Here is a 22,563-nt window from a genome sequence, read left to right as displayed (position 1 = left end):
GGGGCGCACCACGATGCGCGCCGGCCCCGGGTCGGCTCAAATGCCGCCGACGTGTCAGACCCTCCTCGTAGAATGTGAGACACAGCGCCGCCGACCAAGCGTGGCGGCGTAGCCACCGGCCAGGCCCGCGGGCCCGGTCCTTTACGACAGGGAGAAGCGAAATGAGCACCGCCACCGTGGCACTCGCCGTGAGCTTGGCTGACGTCGAAAAGCAGCGCCGCCGTGATCGCACGGAACAGGGACGGTCCCCGGTGCAGCGGACGTCGCGCAGCCGCAACAAGGCCCGGGCGCACAAGCGTCCCGGCAAAGGGCAGCGCAACCAGTGGCGTCACGAGGCCCACTGATGACGGCCACCGGCGCGGGAGACGAACCGATTCTGTTGGGCGGCTATGCCGCCAAGCAGTGCCCAGTGCGGACCCAGCACGACTTCGGGCCCGCACCGCTCAAGTGGGATCCCGCCCCCGAAGATCAGGCCCGGCTCGACGCCGGCATCAAGTTCGAAGCCGAGGTATTCGCCGAGTTGGTCGGCCTGCACCCGGGAGCCGTCGTGATCGATCCCGGCCTGACCCGTGACGAGGCGATCTCCACGACGCTGCGGGCAATGAAGACTGGTTCGCCGCTGATCCTGGGCGGCTGGCTGCCCGACGACACCAGCGGGGGACGAAAAGGTCGCCCCGACATCCTGATTCGCGTCGACGGCGGCTACCTACCCGCCGACGTGAAACACCACCGCAGCGTGGAAGCCAAGAAAACCACCACTGCGCAGATCTCGGATGTGGCCTCACCGGCTTCGTGGCGGGAGGTCAAAGGGTGGACGTCGGCGACGACCTACCGATTCAGCGACGGAATGCAGCTGGCCCACTACAGCCGAATGCTGCAGGCATGCGGCTACCACCCCGGCCCGGACCTCATGCGAGGCGCTGTACTGGGGACCAGCCGCTTGCCTGGCGCCGGTCGCGAGTCGCTGGTGTTGGTGTGGCACAACCTCGATGAGCCGCTCGCCTTCACATTCTCCCGGCGCCAGGGCAAAGCGCGGCGGTCACTCATGGAACGCTACGACCACGAGCACAGCTTCCGCATCGCGGTGGCCACTGAGGCCCGGCAGGCGGCCGCAGGAACCGCTGCGATGGTCACACCGGTGCGCCAGCCTGAGTGTCGGTCATGCCCCTATGCGCGGGTCTGCGATGCCGAGATGGGCGCCACAGACGCCTCGAACGCGATGACCGTCGGAACACTGGACATTCGGGAATGGCTGACACTGCGCCGCATGGGGATCACCACGCTGGGGCAGCTCGCCTCCGTCGACGTCGATGATCCAGCATTTCTGAGCCGCTACCACCCCGAGGTGGCCTACCGTGGCCGCGACTATGCCCGGGCGCGACTCGCAGAGGCCTCGCAGCGCGCCGCGATGCTGTGCGCAGGAGTGCACATCGCCCACATCGGAGACGGCCCGGTATCGGTGCCCTCTGCCGAGATCGAGATCGATCTGGACATCGAATGGGGCGCCGACGGCCGGGTCTACCTGTGGGGTGCACGGGTGCGTAGCGGGCAGGACGAATCCAGCGCCATGTTCGTGCCGTTCGCCGACTGGTCGACACTTGATGACAGTGCGGAGCGGGGCCTGGCCGAGCGTTTCGTGACATGGCTGCGCGAACAGCGTGATCAGTCCGGTCGCAGCGTGCGGGTGTTTCACTGGTCAGCCGCTGAACCATCGCGGCTGAAGAAAATCCTGGGCGAGGCCGCCGGTGATCTGCTCGACCCCGCGACAGGCGTGTTTACCGACCTGGAGAGCATCTTCAAAGCTCAGTTCTTTTCGGTGCACGGCTCCAGCATCAAGACGGTGGCCCCGTACTTCGGGTTCACCTGGCGGGCCCCGGACGCCGGTGGGGCAACGTCACAGACCCGGCTCGACGCGGTGCACGAGCACGGCGCCGACGCCGCAGACGCCCGCGCGTGGCTGCTGGGCTACAACGCCGATGACACCACGGCGATGGCGGTCGTCCGCGGCGGGATGCGCAACTGGACGGCAGCGCGCGGAGCGGCCCCGCATCGTGCGCGGCCGGCATAGGGTGCTGCTCGGCTGTGCGGGACCCGGCCGGGGGAGATTATGGGCGGTGCACCGTGTTGGTGATCGCCCACGTGCGGCGGAGTCATGCTGGGGCAATGGAAAGCGAGCAGCAGAAAGAGCGCTGTCCTGCCTACGCCGGCGGTGGGACTTCCCCCTCAGTGCCAGGGGCCGGCGTAGTCGCCGTTGACCCCGCGGGCGAGATACGCGCCGGCCGGGTATGAAGCACCAGTTGGACATCCTTGTGTGTAGCTGCTGATACACAGCCAGCCCTCTGAGTCACCAGGCTTTCCGGGTTTGATCACCACCCAACCGTCGTCAAGCCTTGCGACAGGTTTGAGTGACCAGCCGGCCGCCACGGGCTTCCCGGTCTTCAGGTCAATCACCGGGCTGTCGGATTCGTTCTCGATCAACAAATCCGTGGGTCCGAGGGACAAGCCGTTAATTTTGAGGCCCGCCAGCTGGGGGCCGGTCAGGCTGAATATCTCGGTTTTGGACTTCCTGTTCCAAACCTTCAAAAACAGTCCGCTGTCTGTGTCCGGGCCTATCAACATCACGTTGTCGTCCCAGATAAGGGCATTTCCAAACTCCGGATCGTCAATCCGAGGGAAATAGTTGTTTGGCACCCAGATATATGGCGCGATCGGGCCCGAGAGCTCTTTGGTGCGCATGTCGAAATAAAACACGCCTGCTTGAAGATCAGATGGAGGGGCCGCCTTCAGGCGGGTCTCATGCTCCATTAGGTACCCGTGATCGACTGGCACGAAGTGGCCGATGTTGCGGAAAACGCCGATCTCGGCCCCGCTGGGACCATCGAAGAAGTGCAAGTCCTGGCTGCGGCTAAAGCCGGGCTCGGGTTGACCGCAGTCACCACAAGGAATTCGGGGCGACAATATCGTCGCGTATCCGTCGTAGTTGAACGGAACCATATCTATAGGTTCGGTTTCTGGCGGAACCCCGACGTCGGTATCGAGTTTGATCACTATTTTGGGTTCGATCGTGTTGATGTCGAACCACGCGAACGCCTCCGTGCCGTTCGGCCCGCGGTCTATTGCAACAAATCCGTTGTTGGCGGGATATATCCCCGACATGTCAGCTAGTTCCGCGGGAAGCGGCTTCGTTATCGGTGCCCGATTGCCTTTCACGTCTAACGCGACGATGAAGCTCTGTTCGGATTCCGGTGTCAGTCCGTGTGACGGTGTCCGTGTGGTGATCACGTGAATCACCCGTTGCTTCCCGTCAGAAGTCGTTGCGACGGTGCAAGCATGCCTGAGGACCTCGTCGCTCGCGGGAAGTTCAGGCAGGGGGAGCGGCAGGTTCTGACCGGTCTCTGTGTCGAGGATCTGGCCCGACGGAATGGAGTCCGCGTTGCGGAGATCGGGGATGCAACCGCTGTACACAGTGGTCGCGTTTCGGTACACATCGCCACCTGTCGGCAGCCACGCCTTCGTCTGGCGCGGTGGAGCGCTCGACGAGACCGGGGCGCTCGGCTCGGGGACGGTCCTGTTTTCAGGCGGCGGCGAGCTGCACGCGCCGGCCGCTGCCACAACCGCGACGGCGGCAGCTAGGCGCGCGGCCCTGGACTGCGCAAGATGCGGCGTGGCATGTCTGGTGCTTCGTCGACGTCGGCCAGGTCGGGCGTCGACACTGATCAGTTGCCGCGCTCGCCCCGGTGGTGCCACCGAGAGTGACGTTGCGGCGAGCAACACATTTCTGCCCGCGATGATCCGACTCATCGTCCCCCCTCCCGGCGAGGCGCATCCGAGAGCCGACAACCATCACTGCGAAGGCTGGGGCCGCCTGTGCGTTGATTGTTCGCTGACTGTACGCCGCTTCGTTAGGAGATTGCTGACGTTACGAAGAAACGGCGAATATGGCTGGCGCAGTTCGTTGAATGAGAAAAGAGTGGGTTTGCGTGCGATGGGAAAGCGACGCGCAACTGTGGTCGAGTGTCGCGACGTTCACACCCGGATATCAAGGCACGCCGTGCTGAGACGGATTGCGATTCAGCACGGACCTGACTGCGGTTTCCTGCGCATGCGGTCGGGCTCCTCCAGCACGTAGCCGAACATGAGCGTTGCCGCACCCGGCGACAGCTCCACCGTGATGTGGTCGCCGCTGCGCAGCGGATACTGGCCGTTCATGCCGTAGTCATCGTCGCCAAATGAGGCGGACACAACCGATCCGCAAGGCAGCTGCACGTCGAACACTGTGCTCCCCGTATCCGTCTGCTTGACGTCCCGAATGTGAACTGGGAGGCGAACATCGAGCGGTGCGACGCAATGACCGCAGCAGCAACGTTCTGGGCGTGCCCTGTCGAGGTTCTCGGCCTGGTACCGGGCAATGCTGAATGGAATATCTCGGAAGAATTCTCGACCGGCCTCAGTGCGGGTACCGATGTGGGCCAGGACATCGAGGAGCTGACGCTCGCGGAGACGGATATCGCTGAAGCGTTGAGAACTCCAGTGATTGACGATCCGCAGCCCGTAGCGGCCGGAGTCTCGAGCGTGTTGGGTGAATCTGGTCGGGAGGTCTGAGGTGCAGCCGGCCTTGACGGTGCCGTTGTCGAACTGGATGAGGTACAGATGTCCACTGCCGCGCGCGCCGGCCGTCGCGCGGTCATCCCTGAACCGGAGGTGTTGCGGCATGTCGCGGGTGGATTGGGGTGTTGTATGAGGCATAGCCCTGATTGTCACCGATGGGAGTGACACGACGAGGAACAGCCAACGGCGAACCGAGCATTGGCCGCGCGAGCTGGGGGAGGTGCCAGTGGCCTGTTCTGCAGAGCATCTGCTCGGCGTGAAGCGTTCAGTCAGTCAGACTCGTATTGAGGTGGTGGCGTGTGAGCCATTCCGGCACGCTGATGACTGCGTAATCCTCGTCGAGATCCAAGATCTGTCTTGTGAGCGCGTTGGTTCGGGATACCGCGGCCGTGGCCGCTGTTCGGACATCGCGCTGGCCGGCTTCGATGATCTGGCGGCGCGCGTCGGTGTCGCTATCACGGAGTTTCTTGATCTTGCGGTCGCAGCTTCGAAGTATCTGTTGGATTCGCTCATCGCCGCGCCGTCGTATGCCGTTGGCGCGCTGAAGAGCGTCCGCGATGGTTTGGTGTTTCCTGGCAGACTCTGTGTATCGGTTCGCTGACCACTCCAGGATCTCTTCGAATTCCGTCAGCATGTCTTCGTAGCGGTCGGTACCGAAAAGCGCGGTGGCAACGCTCATCTCACCGCGTGCGATCGCGGTGCTGCTCTCGGTCGTGTCAGGGATGGGATGGTTGGCCAGATGATGGCGCCACTCCAATGTGCGGTCACGGCGGTCGGTCCAATCGCGGAGGTGGTGCGTGCAATCAGATTCGGTGATCGCATTCACGGCGTGGTAGAGGCCGGCGGTCGCCTGTTCGATCGGGGTCATGCCGGTGGGGATCTCCAGTGGCGCAACCATGAGGGGCTTGGGCTGGAATTGGAACACCTTGTCGACAAGCTCAATCAGGTGGTTTGGTTGCACGCCTGGCCTCCTCGGTTTCGCAGACCGCACCTGTTGAGTGTGGCAATGCCAGCCTAGTGCTGGCGAGGAGGTATGAGGGCGCAGGTCGGGAGCGATTTTCCACAGGACACTAGCGGGACCGGCGTGCTCGGTGCTGCGATTCTGGTGTCGATCCAGACCCAACGACCCCGAATCGGATCGGCCGAGAAAGTCTGTCGCGCAGGACCATGAGTACCAGTAAATCGCCGTGCCGCAACACGAACGCACACCGAAGGACGCGAAGTTTCACGACATCACCGGCGAGACACGGGACAGGCGAACGTGCGGGGTGACAGATCCGTTGTGTGCGAGGTCTTGTCGATCACAGGCCGGTTTGCCCTGCGGTAACGTCGGCTCATGACGAATCGACGCTGGCGAATGGTGTTCGCTGTCCAAATGAGCCTGCTGGCTGTGTGGGTGGCAATGGCGGGCGCCGCGTGCGCCTCTGCGGAGCCGTCGACGACTGGAGCCCAGCAATTGCATGACGTGAACCAGAATTCGGCCGAGGGACAAGCCATCCTGAAGACTGCGGCAGCCGACGTGAAAGGTCAGATGGGGAAGGACGCGAAGTTCGCGGTGACGTCCTTCAAGGCCTCGCAGGGTTGGGCGTTTCTGTCCGCGCAGCTGCAGAACCCTGACGGCAGTCCATTCGACTACGCCGGCACGCCGCTGGCGGAGGCCTCGGCAAACGGCGGCGCCTCGAAACGATATGTCGGATTGCTCCGGTCGAACCCAACCGGCGCGTGGGATGTGGTGACCAGTGCGGTCGGCGCGACTGCGCCGGTATGGACGGAGTGGGCGCAGGAGTACTCAGCTCCGGCGGAGTTGTTCGGCAGCTGAGCCTCGGGCCGGCATAACACAACCATGTAGAGAGGTCCCCACCGTGACAGATGCAGACCCTGAGCTCCGGCGCCAGAAGCTGTTGAAGCGTCGACGCACCATAGGTATCACCATCATGGTCGTCGCACCGATATTGATGCTCTTGGCGCTCAAGAGTTTCAATATGTCGTGGAGCACCGCCATCTTTCTCAATATTCTGTGCTGGTCGGTGGTTCTCTTTCGATGGCGACTGAGGGAAGGCACCTGGCCATGGCAGCTCTACCGCGGCTAGTGCACGGCCCGCCGAGCGCGACCGACACCGAAAGGAGGGGCGGCGTTCCTCTCCTCAAGTCCGAGGTTTGCCCGCCGCAACAAGCCGATGACCGAACCTAACATCACCTACTACGCAAAGTTGGCCGCAGATAGAACTCGTGACAACCCAAGCGGGCTAGTCAGGCGAATCCATACCACCCCTATGCCGACCGATGAGGCGTTCGGACGGGATTTGCGGTGGCATCCCACGGAGTACCTGAGCAAGTACCGGTTGGGGCACAATGACGTCGATCATGAAGAGATCACCCTGGAAGAAGCTGCGACGATAATCAGCCGGTGGCGCGTCAAGTGGGCCGAGGAGGACCGTGACGGAGCTGGCGGGCATTAGCGCCGAAAGTCGAACGTAGTTGGGTTGTTTCGTGGTTAGCGGGTCGCTCGTAGCCTGCAAACAAGCCTCACACGTTCCGACCTGCCGCCGCGCTGATGCGCTGCTATGTCGATATGGCACCCGACAAGCTGCCGGGGATCGCCTCGTCGGTGGCCTAGATGTGGTTGCCGACGCCGTTTTAGGTGGCGCTGAAGCATTCCTCGGTGCGCATGGGGACCGTCGTGTCGTGAGCGGCGAACTGTGCGATCACGCCGTCGTCGGTGACGTCGAGACTTTGGGCCTTAACTCCTAGCGGAAGGTTGCTGGTCTGTCTTGCGAGATAGGCGTCCAGTAGCGGCTGCAGGTCGCTGGTCTCTCCCAGGCCCGGGCCAGTCGCATCGACGATGTCGAGTGTGAGTCCACCGTCAGCGGTAGCGCGAGGCCTTACGGTGAGGGTGGCCAGCAGGCTGCTGAGTTTCAGGGTGTCATTGTCGGGATTTGCGCTGACATCTGTGATGAGGCTACCCAGAAATGGAATGGCAGATTTGACCGTTTGCTTGATGCCGTCAGGCGACCAAGTCAGGCGGGCATTTACCGACTTGATCGTGGCCGTGTTGTCGCGCTGTTGAAGGTCACGGATCTCGGCCTGCAGCTGCATCCCCTGGGCCTGGCGGACGTTGTGGCCGGCGGTCTTAATGTCGATGGCGGAGTACGTGCCAACGAGGTGCTGCCAGAGGAACGGGGGCATCACGGGAAGCGTCGTGGTAGCGGTGTCACCGACGGAACATTTGACGATGTCTCCAATGACCGATGCCGCGCGGTGGCGCGCGTAGAGCTCAGTACCGACCAGGCCCGTCAGGGCGACGACAAGCACCAGCAGGCAGATCAGCCCGGCCTTGAAGCCCCGGCCTCGCCGCCGCGGCTCAGCTGGTGGGCTCGCTGGAGGCGGTACGGCAGCGTTGCCCTGCGGGTGGGCACCTGGGGGACTGGCCGGCGCATGGCGCGGAATGGATCGAGTAGGTCCGTCAAAAGGGGACGGCGCCCCACCTGGCCGAATGGGCGGCTGCTGGGCCCAAGGAGGGTTGGTCACTGCTTGATTGTGCCTGGTCGCTGCACCGAGTCTGTCACCAGATTTCCTACCCGATAATTCGGTGTCAATCGCCCCGCTGATCTTCCGGTAAATTTCCTTGTCAACGTCGCATGACAGCAAATCCAGTGAGGTATCGGTGGCGCCAAATATCGAAGAAGTAACAACCGCGTGCTCCCGAGACCGATCCGGAGCGGCGGGCACAGGACCTGCCGGGGCAGCCGCGCGGGCTTGCCGGCTGCTGCGGCTTGCCACGGTGGCGTGTGCCGTGGCCGTTGCCCTGTCGAGCTGCGCCACGGTGATCGCCGGCACCCCCATAATCGCGGCCGATACGACGAATCCTGACAACGCGGACATCGGCGCACTGCGTCCAGGTAACTACCCCACACAGCCCCGCCCGCCCCGTCCGCGCGCAGGCAGCCAAGCCGCCGGCGCAATTTTTGAGGGGCAGCGCATGGCGGCGAACGTCGTTGGACCGTGGGAAGTCGACTCAGATATCACCCGCGTGTTGAGCGTCAACACCACGCCTATGCAAAACGCTGCTTCGCTGTGGATCGACTTCCCCAAGCCTGGTCCCGACATCGCTGAGAAACATGGCTACCTGACCGGATTCTCGAGTGGTCGCGGAGCTGACATGGAGGAGCCCACCAAAACGCTGATCATCGCTGTCCTGAGATTTCCTGACGAGCCGTCCGCTGCCGCGGCAGCCACCGAGATGGCGGCCGAACAGATGAAAGCGTTGCCCGACAATGTCGCTGTGCCGACACCGATCCCGGGGCACCCCGAGGCAATCGGCTCGACGAGGCCTGGAACGGCCAAAGACAAGCCCACCACGGTCGCTGAGGCATTCACGGCCCATGGCCCCTACGTCCTGTACCAGTGGACGGAGCTTGAGAATGGCGGCATCGATGCGGCGACGTCGATGATCACTCGCGCGCTCGACCTGTCGATTCCGCGTATCGACGCCTTCCGCCCGACCGAGACGTGGGGCTTCGCCAATCTGACATCGGATCCGGTGAACCTGCTGGTTCGGACGCTGCCCCTGGGGCCTGACGACAGGGCCTATCCGCCAATGGGGTCCTATCCGCCAGCAGCTGCGCTGCATTATGAAACAGATCCCATCGCATCGTCGCGACTGTTTGACACCGCGGGCGTCGACGGAATGAGCCTGATCAACACTGTGGTCTATCGCGCGCGTGATCCCGAAGCAGCCCGACTGATCGCCGATTTGGCGACGCAGCAGTTCAAATCGGGGTCCGGCGACGACCATCCGGCCCCCGAGGTGCCGGGCCTGCCGAAGTCGCAGTGCTTCGACCGGCGAACGAATAGCATCGCGATGAAAGCCCTCCAGTCACAGTTCTACTGTGTAGCCACCGCCGACAAATATGCGTTCAAGACGTCTTCGCAACAGCTCGATGACGCACATCAAAAGGCCGCCGCGCAGTATCTGATGTTGGTATCCCCGTAGGGGAGTGATCGGTTGGGTACGGCTCCGAAATGCTGTGTGGGAGTGCGTTCGACGGGCGTTAGGGTCGAAACATGACATGGCCAGTCTCGCGAGTGCCGCCTGTAGCTCACACATGGGTTGCGGGTCACTCAGATCGACGACGTTACGCGGCGCTCGCTGTGCGGCGAGCTGCAACTCAGCGACGGTTCATCATCATCCCCATAGCCCTGATCGCCATGCTTGTCGGCGGAGCGTTGTCCCGCAGCGAATCTGTGGTGCTCCCGATAGCGGTGACGCTCGTCGTACTGCTGCCGACGCTGATGTGGTGGAGTACCTATCGTGCGTTGAAGACCACGATGACCCCTGGCACTCAGTGGACCTCAGGATTCGACGAACATGGGCTGATGGTGGCCAACCCTGCCGGCATGGTGGTGGTGGACTGGCGAAATGTCGGAGCGGTGTCTACGGGATCCGACATGGTCGTGGTCATGACGAAAGGCTCTCGCACAGCGGGGTTCGGGATTCCTGCGCCGCTGTTTCCACAACCAGCTGTCGAGTACGCGCGGAGCCGCATCGCAGCGATGGCCAGTCGGGCCAGCTGGCAGTGACTCGCCGCTCAGGAAAGGCGCAAGCACGGCGCGCCAGGTAGCGATCGCTGAAAGCAATGCGTCGGCGTGGCGAAGCGTGAGCACCCCGAATGGGCCCCAGCTGGTGGAACCACTTGAGCGCATCGACGACCGGAGCTGGGCTGGGGCCTCTGTTGGACTGGGGTTCGAGGGGTGAATCAGCGCGCAGAACGTGCATTGTGCGGCGGACTCCAGCTATTTCGCTAGTCTGTGCAGGCAACTGACAATTAGAGGGAGTGGCATGGGATTCTGGGATCAATTGCGGGCGAAAACGTCTGAGCTCAACGATCAGCTCCAACTCAAGACGGCGCAGTTCAAAAACAAGGAGTTCGCCAACGGTGCGATGGCCATGTGTGCACTCGTCGCCGCCGCCGACGGATCGATCGACCCGGCCGAACGCCAGAAAACAGCGTCCCTGATCATGAACAACCAAGCCCTGTCGGTGTTCGATGCCGACGATTTGCGGCAGAAGTTCAACTGGTTCTGCGACAAGCTGCAAGGCGATTTCGACTTCGGCAAGGTCGAGGCGACGGCGACCATCGGCAAGCTCAAGTCGAAGCCGGAACAAGCGCGAGCGGTGATTCAGATCGGCATCATCATCGGCGGTGCCGACGGAACGTTCGATCAGCACGAAAAGTCCGCGGTGAAGGAAGCCTGCTTCGCTGTCGGCATTGATCCCTCGGAGTTCGATCTGTAAACAGGCGCACAAAGCGCGCCGAGCCCGACCCCCCAGCCTGCGTGGGATGCCGGCGCAGGTGGCCCACCCCGTCGGGGGTCATGCCAGGCCAGTGAACTGGAGCGCGGACGTTCGCTCATCTTCGTTGCTCCAGTTCACTGCGGTGATGATCAGAGTTGTGGACTACCGCCGCGGTTGAGTTCCCGCAATCCTGAGCGCGACGGCTGTCGAGTACTTCACCGCATGAACGGCCATGCCCGTCGCTCTACTGCCCGCAGCGAGGTTCCAGTGCTGCTCTTCGGTGGCCCACCCGTCGTCCGAGTCCGTTCCTATTCGAATCGGGGGGTCAGATAGATCATCATTTCGACATGGGAGTTGCCCGCGAACTGGCCACCGAAGCCGCTTGAGCCAATCGGAAGGCCATCAGCCGAGAAGATGCGGCCGACGTCCGGAATCTGACTGAAGCCAAAGGTGTTGTCACAGTGTCCAGTTACCTCGGGAAAGCACGCCTTCGAGGGCCGTTCGGACAGGACCATCCGAAAGGGTCGGTCGGCCCTGAACGTGACCGAACTCCATACCACGTCCGGCACGGCATTGCTGGAGGTCAAGGTTCCAACCACGCGAAACTGGGTGCTAGCGCATTCGGGGCTGACGAGCCGGGCAACAACGTTCTGTGCCGCGGTCTGACCATTGCCTGGGGCACCAGTATTAACAGGACGCATGCGCACGCGGTAGGTCCCACCGTCGTGGACGTTCTGTTCTACGGAATAGCCTCCGTATCCGATGAATTCGGCATCGTTGGCCTCGATCACTGTCTGCCTGCCATCGTCTGACGGGAAATTGCGGTAGTGGTTCATTGCGTTGTTGAAAGCTGGACCTGTCCCTGTTCCCCGTTCGATCAACGGGCGATCCGGTCCCCACGGCGTAGTGAAGCCGGTGGTGGGATCCACGCATGCCTCTTGTTCACCGGGAGAACCAGCGCCCGTAGGTTTATCGAGATCATTCTGCGGCTGGCTAACCCAGATGGAGGTTGCCAAAACCACGCTGACAACCAGGCAAAGAGAAAGCGCCGCTGCGAAGTACCTCGGAGGGAAGGGGACCCTCCTTAAGAGGCTAACGAACGCAACGAAGAGCGCGCAGAGCGCCACAATCGCCGCGATGGTGTCCAGGGCGTTCCAGTGGTACTTGACCGCGTAGTGAACTAGGAGGCCGCTGAAGAGCAGGGCGAGGAACACATGGAGTGCTCCCCAGCGCGCCAGGAGCCAGTGATCATCCTCGGGGCGCGGTGGTGTGTTGCCACCCGCTGACACGATCCCCCCTTGACCTGAGGAGCCCGACTGCCTGCGCTCCGAGGATGCATATTGTAGAGGCGGTCTGGCGGCGGTTCTCGCCAGGCCCAGGCCCGCCGTGATCGTGTCGGACCCTTCGGATACAGTCGGGGCAGTACCACGAACCGCCTAGGCGTGAGCGTCTAGAGCACCGAACCCGCTGAAAAGGGGGATGCGCCAATGGAACTCACCAATGCTTCGGGGACCGACACTGCCGTCCGCTGCACGTGCCACTCGATCCGGGAAGGGTCGGGAGGTGTCACCTTCAGCCTGGCAATGCTGGGGGTGCTATGCGGCTCATGCGAATCAGCGATCGCCGAATACGAAGAACAGGAACGTTGGGACCGGCTCACACCCGATCAACAGCGGCGCGAGATCCTCGCCGGCCGATGGGCAGCCGCAGTGTGCGGCCTACCCCGGCGTCGCCCAGGCGCTCCCGAATGCGACGTGCCCTTCTGACCCGGACCTGACCCGGCGAGCGCAACGCGGTGCATGGCTTGAACCGGGTCCTCCAGGGTCGGGTTGACTCAGGACAGCAGTCCGTCCCGACAACGACGCCCATGCCCGCACGCGGGAATTGGTGGGGTACTAGTGATCGCGCGGTGCCCGGTGGCGGCGAAATTGCCGATCGGACCCCCGTCAATCGACGTATAGGATTTTGCGGCGCGATCAAATCGACGAGGGGACGCAGCGATGGGCTATCCATATCAAGATTCATCCTGGCAGCAACATTCTGCGCAGCCTTATCCGCCCGCGTCGCCGCTTCCGGCGAACCCCTATGGTTACGGATACCCACCCAATATGCCGCCCGCTGGCGGTTATCCACCGGCTCAGCCGTACCAGCATTACGGCATGCAGCCAGCACCCCCGTATTTCCCGCCGCCAGCCGGGCCGCCACCCGAACGAGACAACAGCAACTCGGGCTTCTGGAAGTTTCTAGAAGCCCTGATGTTCCTGTTCGTTGGCCGTTCAGCACGTAGTTTTGGCGGCACCCCGCGCGCCCGTGTCACCAATCTGTTGGCGATCGTCGGTGTCACGATTGCCATGGTCGCAATCGTGGTTGCGGTCAGTGTGCTGATGAGATAAGCGCGGCAAATACGCGCGCCGCGCGGGCTTGGTTTTCAACCGACTCGGCGGCGGCTGAACCAGGTTGTGACAGTATTCGCCCAGACAATGCACAGCAATGGTGCGCCAACGAGATCGAGGGGGTCCGATGACAGTGATGAGTGAGCGCCGGCCGAGGTCGCCGCGACGGTGGTTGTCGGTAGCGGCGGTAGCCGGAGTGGCGGGGGCGTTGGTGTCCTGCTCGACCACGACCAGCGGCGAGCCGGCTACAGGCCAAGCTGCCAGCCCCACATCGTCGGCTACCTCATCCACGGCAAGTCCTGCGGCTCCGCCGCCTACGTCAACCGCTCCTGCGTTGGTGCCCTCGGCCGACGCGAAAGGCTTGCTGTTGGGGCTTCCTGAGCTCGGTGAGGTCCTAGGCGATACGGACCTGAAAGAGATTCAGTCTTATGCTGAACCGCAGCTGATGGCCGGCAAGATTGACCCGTACAACTGCCGTTACCGTGCGATCGCCTCGTCGAGTGGGGTGAGTCTTGGAAGCCCCGCGATCGCCGGAAATGTGTCCCGCGGCGTCGGAGGGCAGTCGGCGACCCAGGCGGTCGCGGTCTTCGACAAGCCTGAGCAGGTCGCGGAGGCCTTGAAAACCATCAAGCACCAGTGGGGCCTGTGCCCCGACGGCGACATCTTCTTTATCGAAGCCGGTTCGGAAAATCTGCGTTGGGTGCCCTACCCCATCAGCGATGAAGGGGGCCGACTTGGCACCACCATCAAGCGTGATGGGTTGCCGCGCAATTGCCACCATGTGGCCGTGGGGAAGGCGAACGCGGTAGTGGAGACGACTGTGTGCGGTGATGGCGATGGCGCGCCGCGTGCGAACACCATTGCCGACCGCATCCTTGCCAAGATTCCCGGGTAGTCGCCCAACAGCTAGAGGCGGTACCGGACAGCCCGTCGGCGGTGCATACCAATCAACGCCCTGGGCCAGCATGGCGTCGATGAGCGCCATTTCGGGCCGAGGCATACCAATTCGACGCCCGAACGACCGTTCCTGAAACCTGGGGGAGAGATCATCGAGCCGACATCGCGGCAGACGGGGTCGCTGCCAGCGCTGCCTCATGCCCAACCGGCCGACGGGTTCCCGCTCGGTGAACCACTGCTGTACCTACGCGCGATCACTCAACGCCCGAGGAACACCATCATGTGCACGGTGGAGAACGTCTATGACCAGCAGATCGCCGTCATCCAGCCGCTGACCGACATATCCGCCGGGCGCATCGCTTCCGAAATCCGCTTTGTCGTCGCCGGCACGAATGGGGCGCCGATCCTTTATCTGACCCGCTTCGGCGGGCGAGGCCAATGGCAATGGAAGATGATGCAGGTCAGCGACGCACAGGGCGCCGAGATTGGCTGGTTGCGTCCTACCTCACCAGTCGCGCAGTTCTACCGCACCCACGGCCTGACGTTCTCCCTAGAGGCCAACCAACGATCACTGGGCGCCACAGACGTGCCGACTGGAGCGGCGTTGCGGGAACGGACGAAACCCACGCCGGTCGTCGACCACACGGGCGCCGAGATCGCGCGGATCCAACGCCAGCAGCTGCGCCGCGGCGACTACGGCCGGTACCGCAAATACTGGTCCGATTACCTTCTAGATTGCCCTCAACCACTGCCACACCCCCTTCCTGCGTTGCTGCTGGCCTCAGCGTTCACCCAGTACCTCTATGAGCAGTTCGACCAAGGCGGATGGCAACTGGGATTGATCGACTGGTGAGCTACCTCAAATCCAAGCAGTCCAGCTACCCCGCACCCGATGCCCTTGTCGCACAACGCAACAGCCGACTATGGACGGCCCATGCGCAGCGGCTGGCAGGTACCGAGCGCGACCACGCGTTGAGCATGGCAGCACAGTGGACGGCAACATTCCAAATGCTCATGGCCACTGCACCGGGCGACCGACGAGTGCCCCTGCGCCGCGGCGACCGCGACGAAAACAGAGCGGAGTTCATCTACTACCTGGTGTTGGGTCTAGCGCTTCTGGCACTTGCCATTTACATCGCCTACAACGCGCTGACATAGCAGGCCACGCCTCAGATCCCCGTACGCGACAAACCATGAATCCCCAGGTGCCTCAGTGAGCCCGGCCCACCAAGGCGAAACAACAACGGTGGGCCAGGGCCCTGCGTGTCAGGGTGAGTTGAGTCCAGTGGTTCATAGCAAATCGGCCTGACGCAGGGCGAGATACGGATCAACACACCATGAGTAGTTCGATGACGATGTCGGTGCACGACAATGAACGGATGGATCCAACCCACCCGCGTGCCGACGGGCCGCGCCGACGCCGGGCGTTCTCGGCAGCCGAAAAGCTTGCCCACCTGGAGGCCTACGAGCAGGCCTGCGAGCACGGCGACGGCGGTGGCTATTTGCGGCGGGAGGGCTTGTACTCGTCGTCGATCAGCGAATGGCGCAAGCAACGCGATGCCGGTGTTTTGGCGGGCAAACAGCCCGGAGAGAAGATCGGGCGGCTGACCGCTGAGCAGGCCGAGATCGCCCGCCTCAAACGGGAGAACGCCCAGATGAGCAAGCGCCTGGCGACCACCGAGGCCGCCCTGGACATCATGGGAAAAGCACACGCTCTCTTGGAAAGTCTTTCCGAGAGAGCGGATTTCGACGAGCAACCCAAGAAGCGCTGACCGAAGCCTACGGGTCGCTGATCGCCGCCGGCGTGCCAACCAGACACGCAGCAGCGTTGACCGGCACAGTGCGCTCGACGGCGATCCGGCGGCGCAACACCGCCACCGCACCCACGCCCACAGTGTCGGCGCAACCAGTCGCCGAGCCGGCCAACAAGCTGACCGATCTGCAACGGTGCCTGGTCCTGGAGGTGCTCACCAGCGACCGGTTTGTCGATCTGGCCCCGTTACAGATCTACGCCCAGTTGCTCGACGAGGGCCTCTACCTGTGCTCGGTATCCACGATGTACCGGGTGCTGCGCGAAAACAGACAGGTCAAGGAACGTCGCCGGCTGGCGCGACACCCCGCCAAAGCATGCCCGGAGTTGGTCGCGACCGCACCACGGCAGGTGTATTCGTGGGACATCACCAAACTTGCCGGCCCGGTCAAAGGCACCTACTTCGACGCGTACGTGATGATCGACATCTACTCCCGCTACCTCGTCGGTGTCCACGTCCACGCCCACGAATCAGGTGTGCTGGCAAAAGAACTCATCGAGCAGGTGTTCCAGGTGCATGGTGCCCCGCAGGTTGTGCACGCCGATCGGGGTACGTCGATGACCAGCAAGACCGTCGCTGCGCTGCTCGCTGATCTGGAGGTCACCCGGTCGCATTCACGCCCACGGGTGTCCAACGACAACCCTACTCCGAATCGTTGTTCAAGACATTGAAATACGGGCCGGAATTTCCCGAACGATTCGGATCACTCTCGGAGGCAAGGCAATTCATGGATGCCTTCGCCCAGTGGTACAACCACGAGCATCGTCACACCGGCATCGGATTGCACACGCCCGCCGACGTGCACTTCGGGTTGGCCGCCGACAAGGCTGCAGACCGGCAAGCCGTGCTCGCCGAAGCCCGGGCCCAGTACCCGCACCGCTTCAGCACGACGACCATCGCGCCGCCCAAGATCCTCAACCTGCCCGACACCGTCTGGATCAACCCACCAGCCCAACACATCACCCAGGAGGCCGACACGACAGCCGCTTAACACCCGATGGACTCATCCGCCTTGACAAATTCCGGGGCAGCAGCGGGCCACCGCGGCGAGCGAAGGTACCGGTGGGTGCAGGCAGCCTGGACCGCTCATGACCCAAACGCGCACACTCCGATTCCACACCAAATACGGACCCGCTCGGCTGTTCGACAAGGCGCGCGAACAGTTGAAACACCTTGCCGGACTGAGCCTAGAGATCCCGCATGCGCGGTCGCGATTCGATGAGCGCGGCGTACCGCTGCAGTACCTCACCGACTTCCAGCCTGAGCGCTGGGAGCTGTTTACGGTGGAGACCGCGGTGCGCACCGGCCGGATCACCTACATGTCGCTGCGGCGCAGAATCGAACCCACGCAGTACCTCTGGATCGTTCTGGCCGCCGAGCACGTGATCACCGCGTGGGTCACAGAAAGTCGCAGCGACCGCGCGACGAACCCACTGATTGTCAGAGACGGACCGGCCTGGGAGGCCGCGGCGAAGGGCCACGAGCCGGCCATTACAGGCGCTCTCGCCGAGTGGGGGGACCAATACGCCCGCCGCGTACGTGCATTGCGAGTTCTCGACGCAGTCGCGGCTCTACCCGAGCGTCCCAGTGGACAGAGGCTGGCCCACGCCGCAACGCTCGTTCTCCGGGGCCGCACTTGGAATGAGGCGGCCGCCGAGGCGGGCTGGTCAAACCGGGCGGGCCTGGACGCCGCGATCATGCGCCTACTGCGAGCGGTTAAGCGTCATGGCCGCGGGGACGATGCTCACTAACGGCCTCTGGCCTGTCCCTGGCGAAAGTCAGGATTCCCCGTGCTCGGCGAGATAGTCGCCTTTCGTATAGGACTTCCCGGCAGCGCGGCGCCGCTCTGCCTCCTCAAACGCCAACTGCGTCTGAGCGACACCGGCGTGGCTTCGCAGATACAGGAACAAGTCCAGGTCAAGGGCGTACACCCCTGGGATGGGATGTGTCAGGTGGCGTTCGAGGAGGTCGTGGGGTGGTTGAGCGTCCGGCTCGCCGGCGTCGATGCGGCGCAGCGCTTCGTTGAGGAGTTCTTCTCCTGCAGCTGCTTCGGTGTCGGCGGTGACATGCCAGTCAACGCCGGGATATTGGGCCATCCAACGGTTATCGCTGGTCTTCGTCATGACCGGCCGGATGCAGGTGGCATAGCTCCCGTAGAGACGGCTGAGCTCGTCATCGGAGTTGCTCGGATTGGCCATGGGGGTGGTCTCTTGTCCGGGGCTGTGGGGGATGTGTGGTCCAGTGACGCCAGCTTCATCTTCGCACAGCGAGTTGTCCGGCAGCCTACGGTTTCTGGGCTAGGTAAGTGCTCCTGGAACAGCAGCGATTGGTGGTGGTGCGGCCAGCCCTCGGCCACACCACCACCTGTCTCGGCTATCGGGGTGGGTTGGTATTGAGCTGGTGTTCGACCGCGTCGATGGCCGGACCGATGTGGTCGTTGTAGAGATCGGTGATGTCGTCGGGCGTGAGGTTCAGGAGAGTGTCGGCGTTGACCGTCTCTCTGTTCCGGAGGATTCCAAGGACGCCGGCTGACCCCATGATTTCAAGTCCGGCTTCGCGGGCCAACGGATCGAAAACTTGAGTGAGGCCTGCGCGATTGGAAGGTGTCGGCGGTTCGACGAGATCATGGGCCGGATCCTCGAAGAACCAGCCTTGGTCGGGAGCCGCGACGGAGGGGCCCCGGTAGTCGGTGGGCTGGCCGTTCGCTGTCCAGCAGGCGCGATGCCAGACGGTGGCGTCAATGATGGCGCCCTCGAATTGGTCGATGTTGCCGTAGCCATCGTAGGTGCCTTTCAGAATGCTGCCGTTGGGCGTGACGGCGACGACGTCGGTCATCCAGGTGTTGGTGGAGTTTGTGGCGGCTGGGCAGAGCAGTGGGTGGCCGCAGTTTTCGCATTGCGAGCTGAAGAATCCCATTGGTGTGTACCTGTTTTCGTCTGGTTGGTGTTCGGGCCACGCGGGCCCGGACGGTTGCGGTGTTACATCGGTGATGTTACTTGGCGGGTCTGACATTTCGATTGTCGTTGCGTCTGTACGGAGCAGCACCGCGGCAGCGAAACGGCGGCCGTCGACTGAAGCCAGCGACCGCCGCTTAGGCCTGCGGACTGCACAAGCCTCTACGAGAACAGTTCGCTCAACCGCGAGAGCATGCCCTCGATGAGTAGCACCGCGATCTCACCGGACTCCTGAATACCCGCGGCCGATCCAGTCAGGACGATGATGGCCGCACAGAACACAAGCCAGCCGATGACGATCACCGTGGTCGCGACGATCATTGCCTTGATGACATCGGCAACATACTTCGAAATTTGCTGTCTCATCGGTCTCCCTTTTGACCTCGATTCGGAACGGACAGCAGCTGCAGTGCTTAGGGTCGTCTGACAACGACAGGCGAGTCCACGACGGGAACTGCGACAAGAAGCGTTTAGGCTGGTCACGGGTGTAGCGAGTCGCGCCACTCGCGCGGACGGCGCGTTCGGGATCACGGGAGGGTGTATTGAAGCGTCGCAGCACCTCAGATGAATGCGCCGGCGCCCTTCGCGAATTCAATCGGGTTTGGAGCAACACAAGGCTCGGCGCGGGGCGCACGAGTTTCATGGAGCTGTTTGGCCTCCTTCACGCGGCCGCAGGAAGTCCCTCGGCAGAAGATGTCGTCGCCGCGATTAGTGCCGAGGTCGTCGGCGCCGCGGTGCGGAGCAGAGCGACCGAGACAGCGCGCCTCGCCCGCGGCGGCGGTAGCGCCGAGCAGACCCAACTCAGCATTCACCGTCTGGTCGGGGACGCCCGCCGGGCAGGGCACCAAGCACCAATCAAGTCCAAGACCGTCGAAGGGTGGATGGGCGGTGCGAGGCCGCGCTCGATGTCCGAGCAGGTTGAGCGGGTTGTCGCCTACTTGTGGCACGAGGCCGGGCTCGCGCAGTTCGACGAAGACGTGGCGGCACGTTGGCGGGCGATACACAAAGCGACCCGGCCCCGTTCGGCACCTACCGATCCAGTTTCGCCGTCGACCACCGCGCAGGCAGCAGGCACGACGGTATCCGCTATCAGCGACCGCGACACCGTCCTGTTGCTCGGCGTCCACAGGGTGGTCGCCACCGACGATGGTGCACTAGGACCCTCACCGCTGCCCAGCTACCTTGAACGCGACTTTGACCTAGAGCTACGTCGGCGGGTGAACAAACTGGCCGAGGCCGGTGCTGGCGGGGCGATTGTCTTGGTCGGCAATTCGGCAACCGGCAAAACGCGGGCAGCATGGGAGGCAGTGAAGGCTTGCCTCCCCGACTGGAGGATCTGGTCAGACCTCGCGTCTGGGAGTTGTGCCGCTGAGATAGAAACCGCCGTTCACGAAGAGCGGTTGGCCGAAAAAACCATCATCTGGCTCGACGACCTCCACCACTATCTGGAACCTACGGATGAAGGCCCGCGTCTGGCCGAAGTTCTCGCTGAGGCACTGACGATGCCAGGGCCACGGTTACTGTTGGGCACTATTTGGCCCGAACCGTACGCCCGGCTGACAGACGGAACCACCAGAGCCGGACATGCTGTACGAAAACTGCTCCAGTACAACGAAATCCGCGTGCCTGACTCCTTCAGCGACGTGGATCTTGCATTGCCCGGCAACGTGGAATTGCTAGATCACGACGAGCGCCTTCAGCACGCCGTCCGGCGCAGCCGCGGTGACGGATTCCTTACACAAACGCTGGCTGGTGTGCCCGAAATCGTGCGTCGCCTCAAGCTCGTCGATCCGACAGAGCAAGCAGTGCTGTGGGCCATCACCGACGCCCATCGACTCAGCGAAAGATGGAGACATGTCCCGGACACCTTCCTGAAAAACGCCGCCTACGCCTACCTTCCGCCAGCGACGGCGCGCTTGAGCGCGCCAAGGTGGGACCAGAAGTTTCGGCGGGCGATGGAGGATCTCACCCAAGAAGCCCACGGCCTCGATGGACTTCTGCTGGCGCACTCTCGCCGCGACGCGAATGATGCCGAAGGTTACGAACTCAATGATGTCATCGAACAACGACTGCGGCGGGAACGGGCACCTCATTACTTGCCCCCGGAGCGATTCTGGACTGCTGCCACACAGACGTCTGACCTATCGCCAGCAGTGCGAGCCGACCTCGCTGACGCAGCCCGAACTCGTGGGCTGAATGCTCAATCAGCTCAAATTCTCGCGCCTGCCGTGCTCTCCGGGGACCCCGAAGCGGTGATGCGAATCGGTCGCCTGTACGCCGAGTCAGGAAACGGTGAAGCTGCGCTGAGTGCCGGCCAACAGGCAGTTGAGGGCGGCCACCTCTCGGCGGCCTATGAGGTGGCGCTTGCACTGTGTACAGATGGCGAATGGCGTAAAGCTGAGCGCATCGCTGAACGACTGCCTTGGACGGAACCCTGGACGTTCCAAACGCGAACTGTCTACGGAGATTTGACCCGCGCCGCAGCTAAGGAAGCGGCGTGGGATGACGCGGAGAGGTTGGCGGAGATTGAGATGCGGTGCCGCGACGAAGAACAGAAACAAATGCCGGAACACCATCGGTCGACGACGCTGATTTGTCTGCTGGGAGCCGAAGACTTGGCACGGAGGCTTCGTGAAGCCGGCCAGTATGAGCGCGGCGTGCGAATGTCGTTGACCGCGGCCCGGCATCAAGCCCCGCAGGATGCATTCGCTATGACCATGGCGATGGCTGACAGCGGTGATTGGGATGCCGCCGAAAAACTGGCGACAACCTTGGCCGACGACTACGGGTACGCCAACGCGTTCCAATTCCTAGCGGAACGGAGAATCCAAGAAGGCAACGCTGATGAAGCCATGCGACTGGCAGTCAAGGCTAAATGCCTCGGCACGCGAATTCGAGTGGGCATCCACGCTGCGCGAGGGGAGTGGGCTCCGGTGCTCCAGATCATCGAGAGCGAACTCGAGTTGCCAGGACCGCCCTCTGGATGGGTGGAAATTATCGAGGCCGCCTACCACTTCCTCGTTGCTCAGCGGTGGGATGAACTCCGGCAGCTGGCGAGCAGATTCGATACTGCCCACACGGCGTACTGGTCGGCCACCAACCCTCCCCCCGAAGACCTCTTTGTCCCGCCCAGCCACACACTGGCCGACATTGCGGCGGAGGCGGCTCGGTATCAGATGGGTGAGGCGGCAAAGTACTTCGCAGCAGCGGCCGAAGAAGTAGGGCAAGGAATCGATGCGTTCGGCGGTATGGCCCGCGCCTACGCCGGAGTGGGAGATTGGGAGCAGGCAGAGCGCTGCGCCGAGATTGTGAATGACCGTGGTGATGAGAAGATCTGGGCAGATCTGGCCGCTCGGACTGCCCAGATCGGCGACGTCACGCGTGCGGAGCATTTCGCAGAGCGCGGCGCTCAACGAGGTGACCACGGCGCGGCATTCGGCATCGCGGCATGTGAGCTGGGCCGGCAAGCCAACTGGCCAGAAGCGATCCGATTAGGGATTCGAAGCTCCGCAGAAGGCCACGAATGGCGCCTGGAGCAGGTATTGGCGATGAGGAACGGACTGAACGGCTAAAGGGTCTCGGTCCTCCATTGGCGTCGCGCCAGG

At 63.0% G+C, this 22,563-nt stretch carries 23 protein-coding genes and 1 pseudogene; 16 read left to right on the top strand and 8 right to left on the bottom strand.

All coding sequences use genetic code 11. The features are described from left to right. Positions 1–161: 161 nt before the first annotated feature. Positions 162–344, top strand: coding sequence for a hypothetical protein (locus G6N44_RS27635; protein WP_163670485.1), 183 nt, complete (start codon positions 162–164; stop codon positions 342–344). Next, positions 344–2,068, top strand: a complete 1,725-nt coding sequence (locus G6N44_RS27630) for a recombinase RecB (RefSeq protein WP_163670484.1) — start codon at positions 344–346, stop codon at positions 2,066–2,068. Before G6N44_RS27635 ends, G6N44_RS27630 begins: the two co-directional genes overlap by 1 nt. A 155-nt stretch (positions 2,069–2,223) precedes the next feature. On the opposite strand, the gene G6N44_RS27625 is transcribed toward G6N44_RS27630, so the two are convergent. Both G6N44_RS27625 and G6N44_RS27620 read right to left on the bottom strand, forming a co-directional pair. Continuing rightward, positions 2,224–3,486, bottom strand: coding sequence for a hypothetical protein (locus tag G6N44_RS27625; protein ID WP_163670483.1), 1,263 nt, complete (start codon positions 3,484–3,486; stop codon positions 2,224–2,226). Between the two features lie 585 nt (positions 3,487–4,071). Then, on the bottom strand, positions 4,072–4,242 hold the full coding sequence (locus G6N44_RS27620; protein ID WP_163670482.1) for a hypothetical protein: 171 nt from the start codon (positions 4,240–4,242) through the stop codon (positions 4,072–4,074). 69 nt (positions 4,243–4,311) lie between these two features. Here G6N44_RS27620 and G6N44_RS27615 point away from each other — a divergent pair, with 69 nt between their 5' ends. Beyond that, a complete protein-coding gene (locus tag G6N44_RS27615; protein WP_163670481.1) occupies positions 4,312–4,602 on the top strand; it encodes a hypothetical protein in 291 nt (96 codons plus the stop codon). Between the two features lie 271 nt (positions 4,603–4,873). Here G6N44_RS27615 and G6N44_RS27610 read toward each other — a convergent pair whose 3' ends face one another. Beyond that, positions 4,874–5,569 (bottom strand): hypothetical protein, encoded by a 696-nt coding sequence (locus G6N44_RS27610; RefSeq protein ID WP_163670480.1) that lies wholly within the window; start codon positions 5,567–5,569, stop codon positions 4,874–4,876. 375 nt (positions 5,570–5,944) lie between these two features. Here G6N44_RS27610 and G6N44_RS27605 point away from each other — a divergent pair, with 375 nt between their 5' ends. The 3 genes from G6N44_RS27605 to G6N44_RS27595 all read left to right on the top strand — a co-directional run bounded on the left by G6N44_RS27605 (position 5,945) and on the right by G6N44_RS27595 (position 7,067). Further along, positions 5,945–6,427: a hypothetical protein gene (locus G6N44_RS27605; protein WP_235683159.1), complete on the top strand. Its 483-nt coding sequence runs from the start codon at positions 5,945–5,947 to the stop codon at positions 6,425–6,427. A gap of 43 nt (positions 6,428–6,470) precedes the next feature. After that, complete coding sequence (locus G6N44_RS27600; protein ID WP_163670478.1) at positions 6,471–6,698, top strand: hypothetical protein; 228 nt, start codon at positions 6,471–6,473, stop codon at positions 6,696–6,698. Between the two features lie 183 nt (positions 6,699–6,881). Continuing rightward, a complete protein-coding gene (locus G6N44_RS27595; RefSeq protein ID WP_235683158.1) occupies positions 6,882–7,067 on the top strand; it encodes a hypothetical protein in 186 nt (61 codons plus the stop codon). 178 nt (positions 7,068–7,245) lie between these two features. Here the strand turns inward: G6N44_RS27595 and G6N44_RS27590 are convergent, their stop codons facing one another. Next, positions 7,246–7,920: an LmeA family phospholipid-binding protein gene (locus G6N44_RS27590; protein ID WP_163670474.1), complete on the bottom strand. Its 675-nt coding sequence runs from the start codon at positions 7,918–7,920 to the stop codon at positions 7,246–7,248. Between the two features lie 481 nt (positions 7,921–8,401). On the opposite strand from G6N44_RS27590, the gene G6N44_RS27585 reads away from it, so the two are divergent. From G6N44_RS27585 to G6N44_RS27575, 3 genes are all read left to right on the top strand, one after another. Beyond that, complete coding sequence (locus G6N44_RS27585) at positions 8,402–9,601, top strand: DUF7373 family lipoprotein (protein ID WP_163670472.1); 1,200 nt, start codon at positions 8,402–8,404, stop codon at positions 9,599–9,601. A 158-nt stretch (positions 9,602–9,759) separates the two neighbouring features. Next, positions 9,760–10,188, top strand: coding sequence for a hypothetical protein (locus G6N44_RS27580; protein WP_163670470.1), 429 nt, complete (start codon positions 9,760–9,762; stop codon positions 10,186–10,188). 259 nt (positions 10,189–10,447) lie between these two features. Further along, a complete protein-coding gene (locus tag G6N44_RS27575; protein WP_163670469.1) occupies positions 10,448–10,903 on the top strand; it encodes a tellurite resistance TerB family protein in 456 nt (151 codons plus the stop codon). Positions 10,904–11,211: 308 nt separating this feature from the next. Here the strand turns inward: G6N44_RS27575 and G6N44_RS27570 are convergent, their stop codons facing one another. After that, a complete protein-coding gene (locus tag G6N44_RS27570) occupies positions 11,212–12,117 on the bottom strand; it encodes a hypothetical protein (protein WP_163670467.1) in 906 nt (301 codons plus the stop codon). Between the two features lie 786 nt (positions 12,118–12,903). On the opposite strand from G6N44_RS27570, the gene G6N44_RS27565 reads away from it, so the two are divergent. The 6 genes and pseudogenes from G6N44_RS27565 to G6N44_RS27540 all read left to right on the top strand — a co-directional run bounded on the left by G6N44_RS27565 (position 12,904) and on the right by G6N44_RS27540 (position 17,755). Continuing rightward, positions 12,904–13,296 carry a hypothetical protein gene (locus tag G6N44_RS27565; RefSeq protein ID WP_163670465.1) on the top strand — a complete coding sequence of 131 codons (393 nt, stop codon included), beginning with the start codon at positions 12,904–12,906 and terminating at the stop codon, positions 13,294–13,296. Positions 13,297–13,633: 337 nt separating this feature from the next. After that, positions 13,634–14,191 carry a sensor domain-containing protein gene (locus G6N44_RS27560; RefSeq protein ID WP_163670463.1) on the top strand — a complete coding sequence of 186 codons (558 nt, stop codon included), beginning with the start codon at positions 13,634–13,636 and terminating at the stop codon, positions 14,189–14,191. A 291-nt stretch (positions 14,192–14,482) separates the two neighbouring features. Beyond that, positions 14,483–15,046 (top strand): hypothetical protein, encoded by a 564-nt coding sequence (locus G6N44_RS27555; protein WP_133062552.1) that lies wholly within the window; start codon positions 14,483–14,485, stop codon positions 15,044–15,046. After that, on the top strand, positions 15,043–15,351 hold the full coding sequence (locus tag G6N44_RS27550; RefSeq protein ID WP_088304798.1) for a hypothetical protein: 309 nt from the start codon (positions 15,043–15,045) through the stop codon (positions 15,349–15,351). The genes G6N44_RS27555 and G6N44_RS27550 overlap by 4 nt, the downstream gene beginning before the upstream one ends. A 221-nt stretch (positions 15,352–15,572) precedes the next feature. Continuing rightward, positions 15,573–16,995, top strand: a pseudogene (locus G6N44_RS27545) (IS3 family transposase). A 97-nt stretch (positions 16,996–17,092) separates the two neighbouring features. Further along, a complete protein-coding gene (locus G6N44_RS27540) occupies positions 17,093–17,755 on the top strand; it encodes a hypothetical protein (RefSeq protein ID WP_163670461.1) in 663 nt (220 codons plus the stop codon). Between the two features lie 27 nt (positions 17,756–17,782). Here the strand turns inward: G6N44_RS27540 and G6N44_RS27535 are convergent, their stop codons facing one another. From G6N44_RS27535 to G6N44_RS27525, 3 genes are all read right to left on the bottom strand, one after another. After that, positions 17,783–18,202, bottom strand: a complete 420-nt coding sequence (locus G6N44_RS27535; RefSeq protein ID WP_163670459.1) for a hypothetical protein — start codon at positions 18,200–18,202, stop codon at positions 17,783–17,785. A 175-nt stretch (positions 18,203–18,377) separates the two neighbouring features. After that, entirely contained in the window at positions 18,378–18,839 is a 462-nt protein-coding gene (locus G6N44_RS29645; RefSeq protein WP_235683157.1) for a hypothetical protein, read from the bottom strand. A gap of 281 nt (positions 18,840–19,120) precedes the next feature. Then, the gene (locus G6N44_RS27525; RefSeq protein ID WP_163670457.1) at positions 19,121–19,324 is read right to left on the bottom strand and encodes a hypothetical protein; all 204 of its coding nucleotides are present in this window, start codon (positions 19,322–19,324) and stop codon (positions 19,121–19,123) included. A 176-nt stretch (positions 19,325–19,500) separates the two neighbouring features. On the opposite strand from G6N44_RS27525, the gene G6N44_RS27520 reads away from it, so the two are divergent. Beyond that, positions 19,501–22,530: a tetratricopeptide repeat protein gene (locus G6N44_RS27520; protein WP_163670456.1), complete on the top strand. Its 3,030-nt coding sequence runs from the start codon at positions 19,501–19,503 to the stop codon at positions 22,528–22,530. Positions 22,531–22,563: the final 33 nt, after the last annotated feature.

Source organism: Mycolicibacterium alvei, assembly GCF_010727325.1.
Lineage (GTDB): Bacteria > Actinomycetota > Actinomycetes > Mycobacteriales > Mycobacteriaceae > Mycobacterium > Mycobacterium alvei.
Note: the sequence above shows the minus strand (reverse complement) of the source record. Positions and strands in the feature narration are given on the sequence as shown.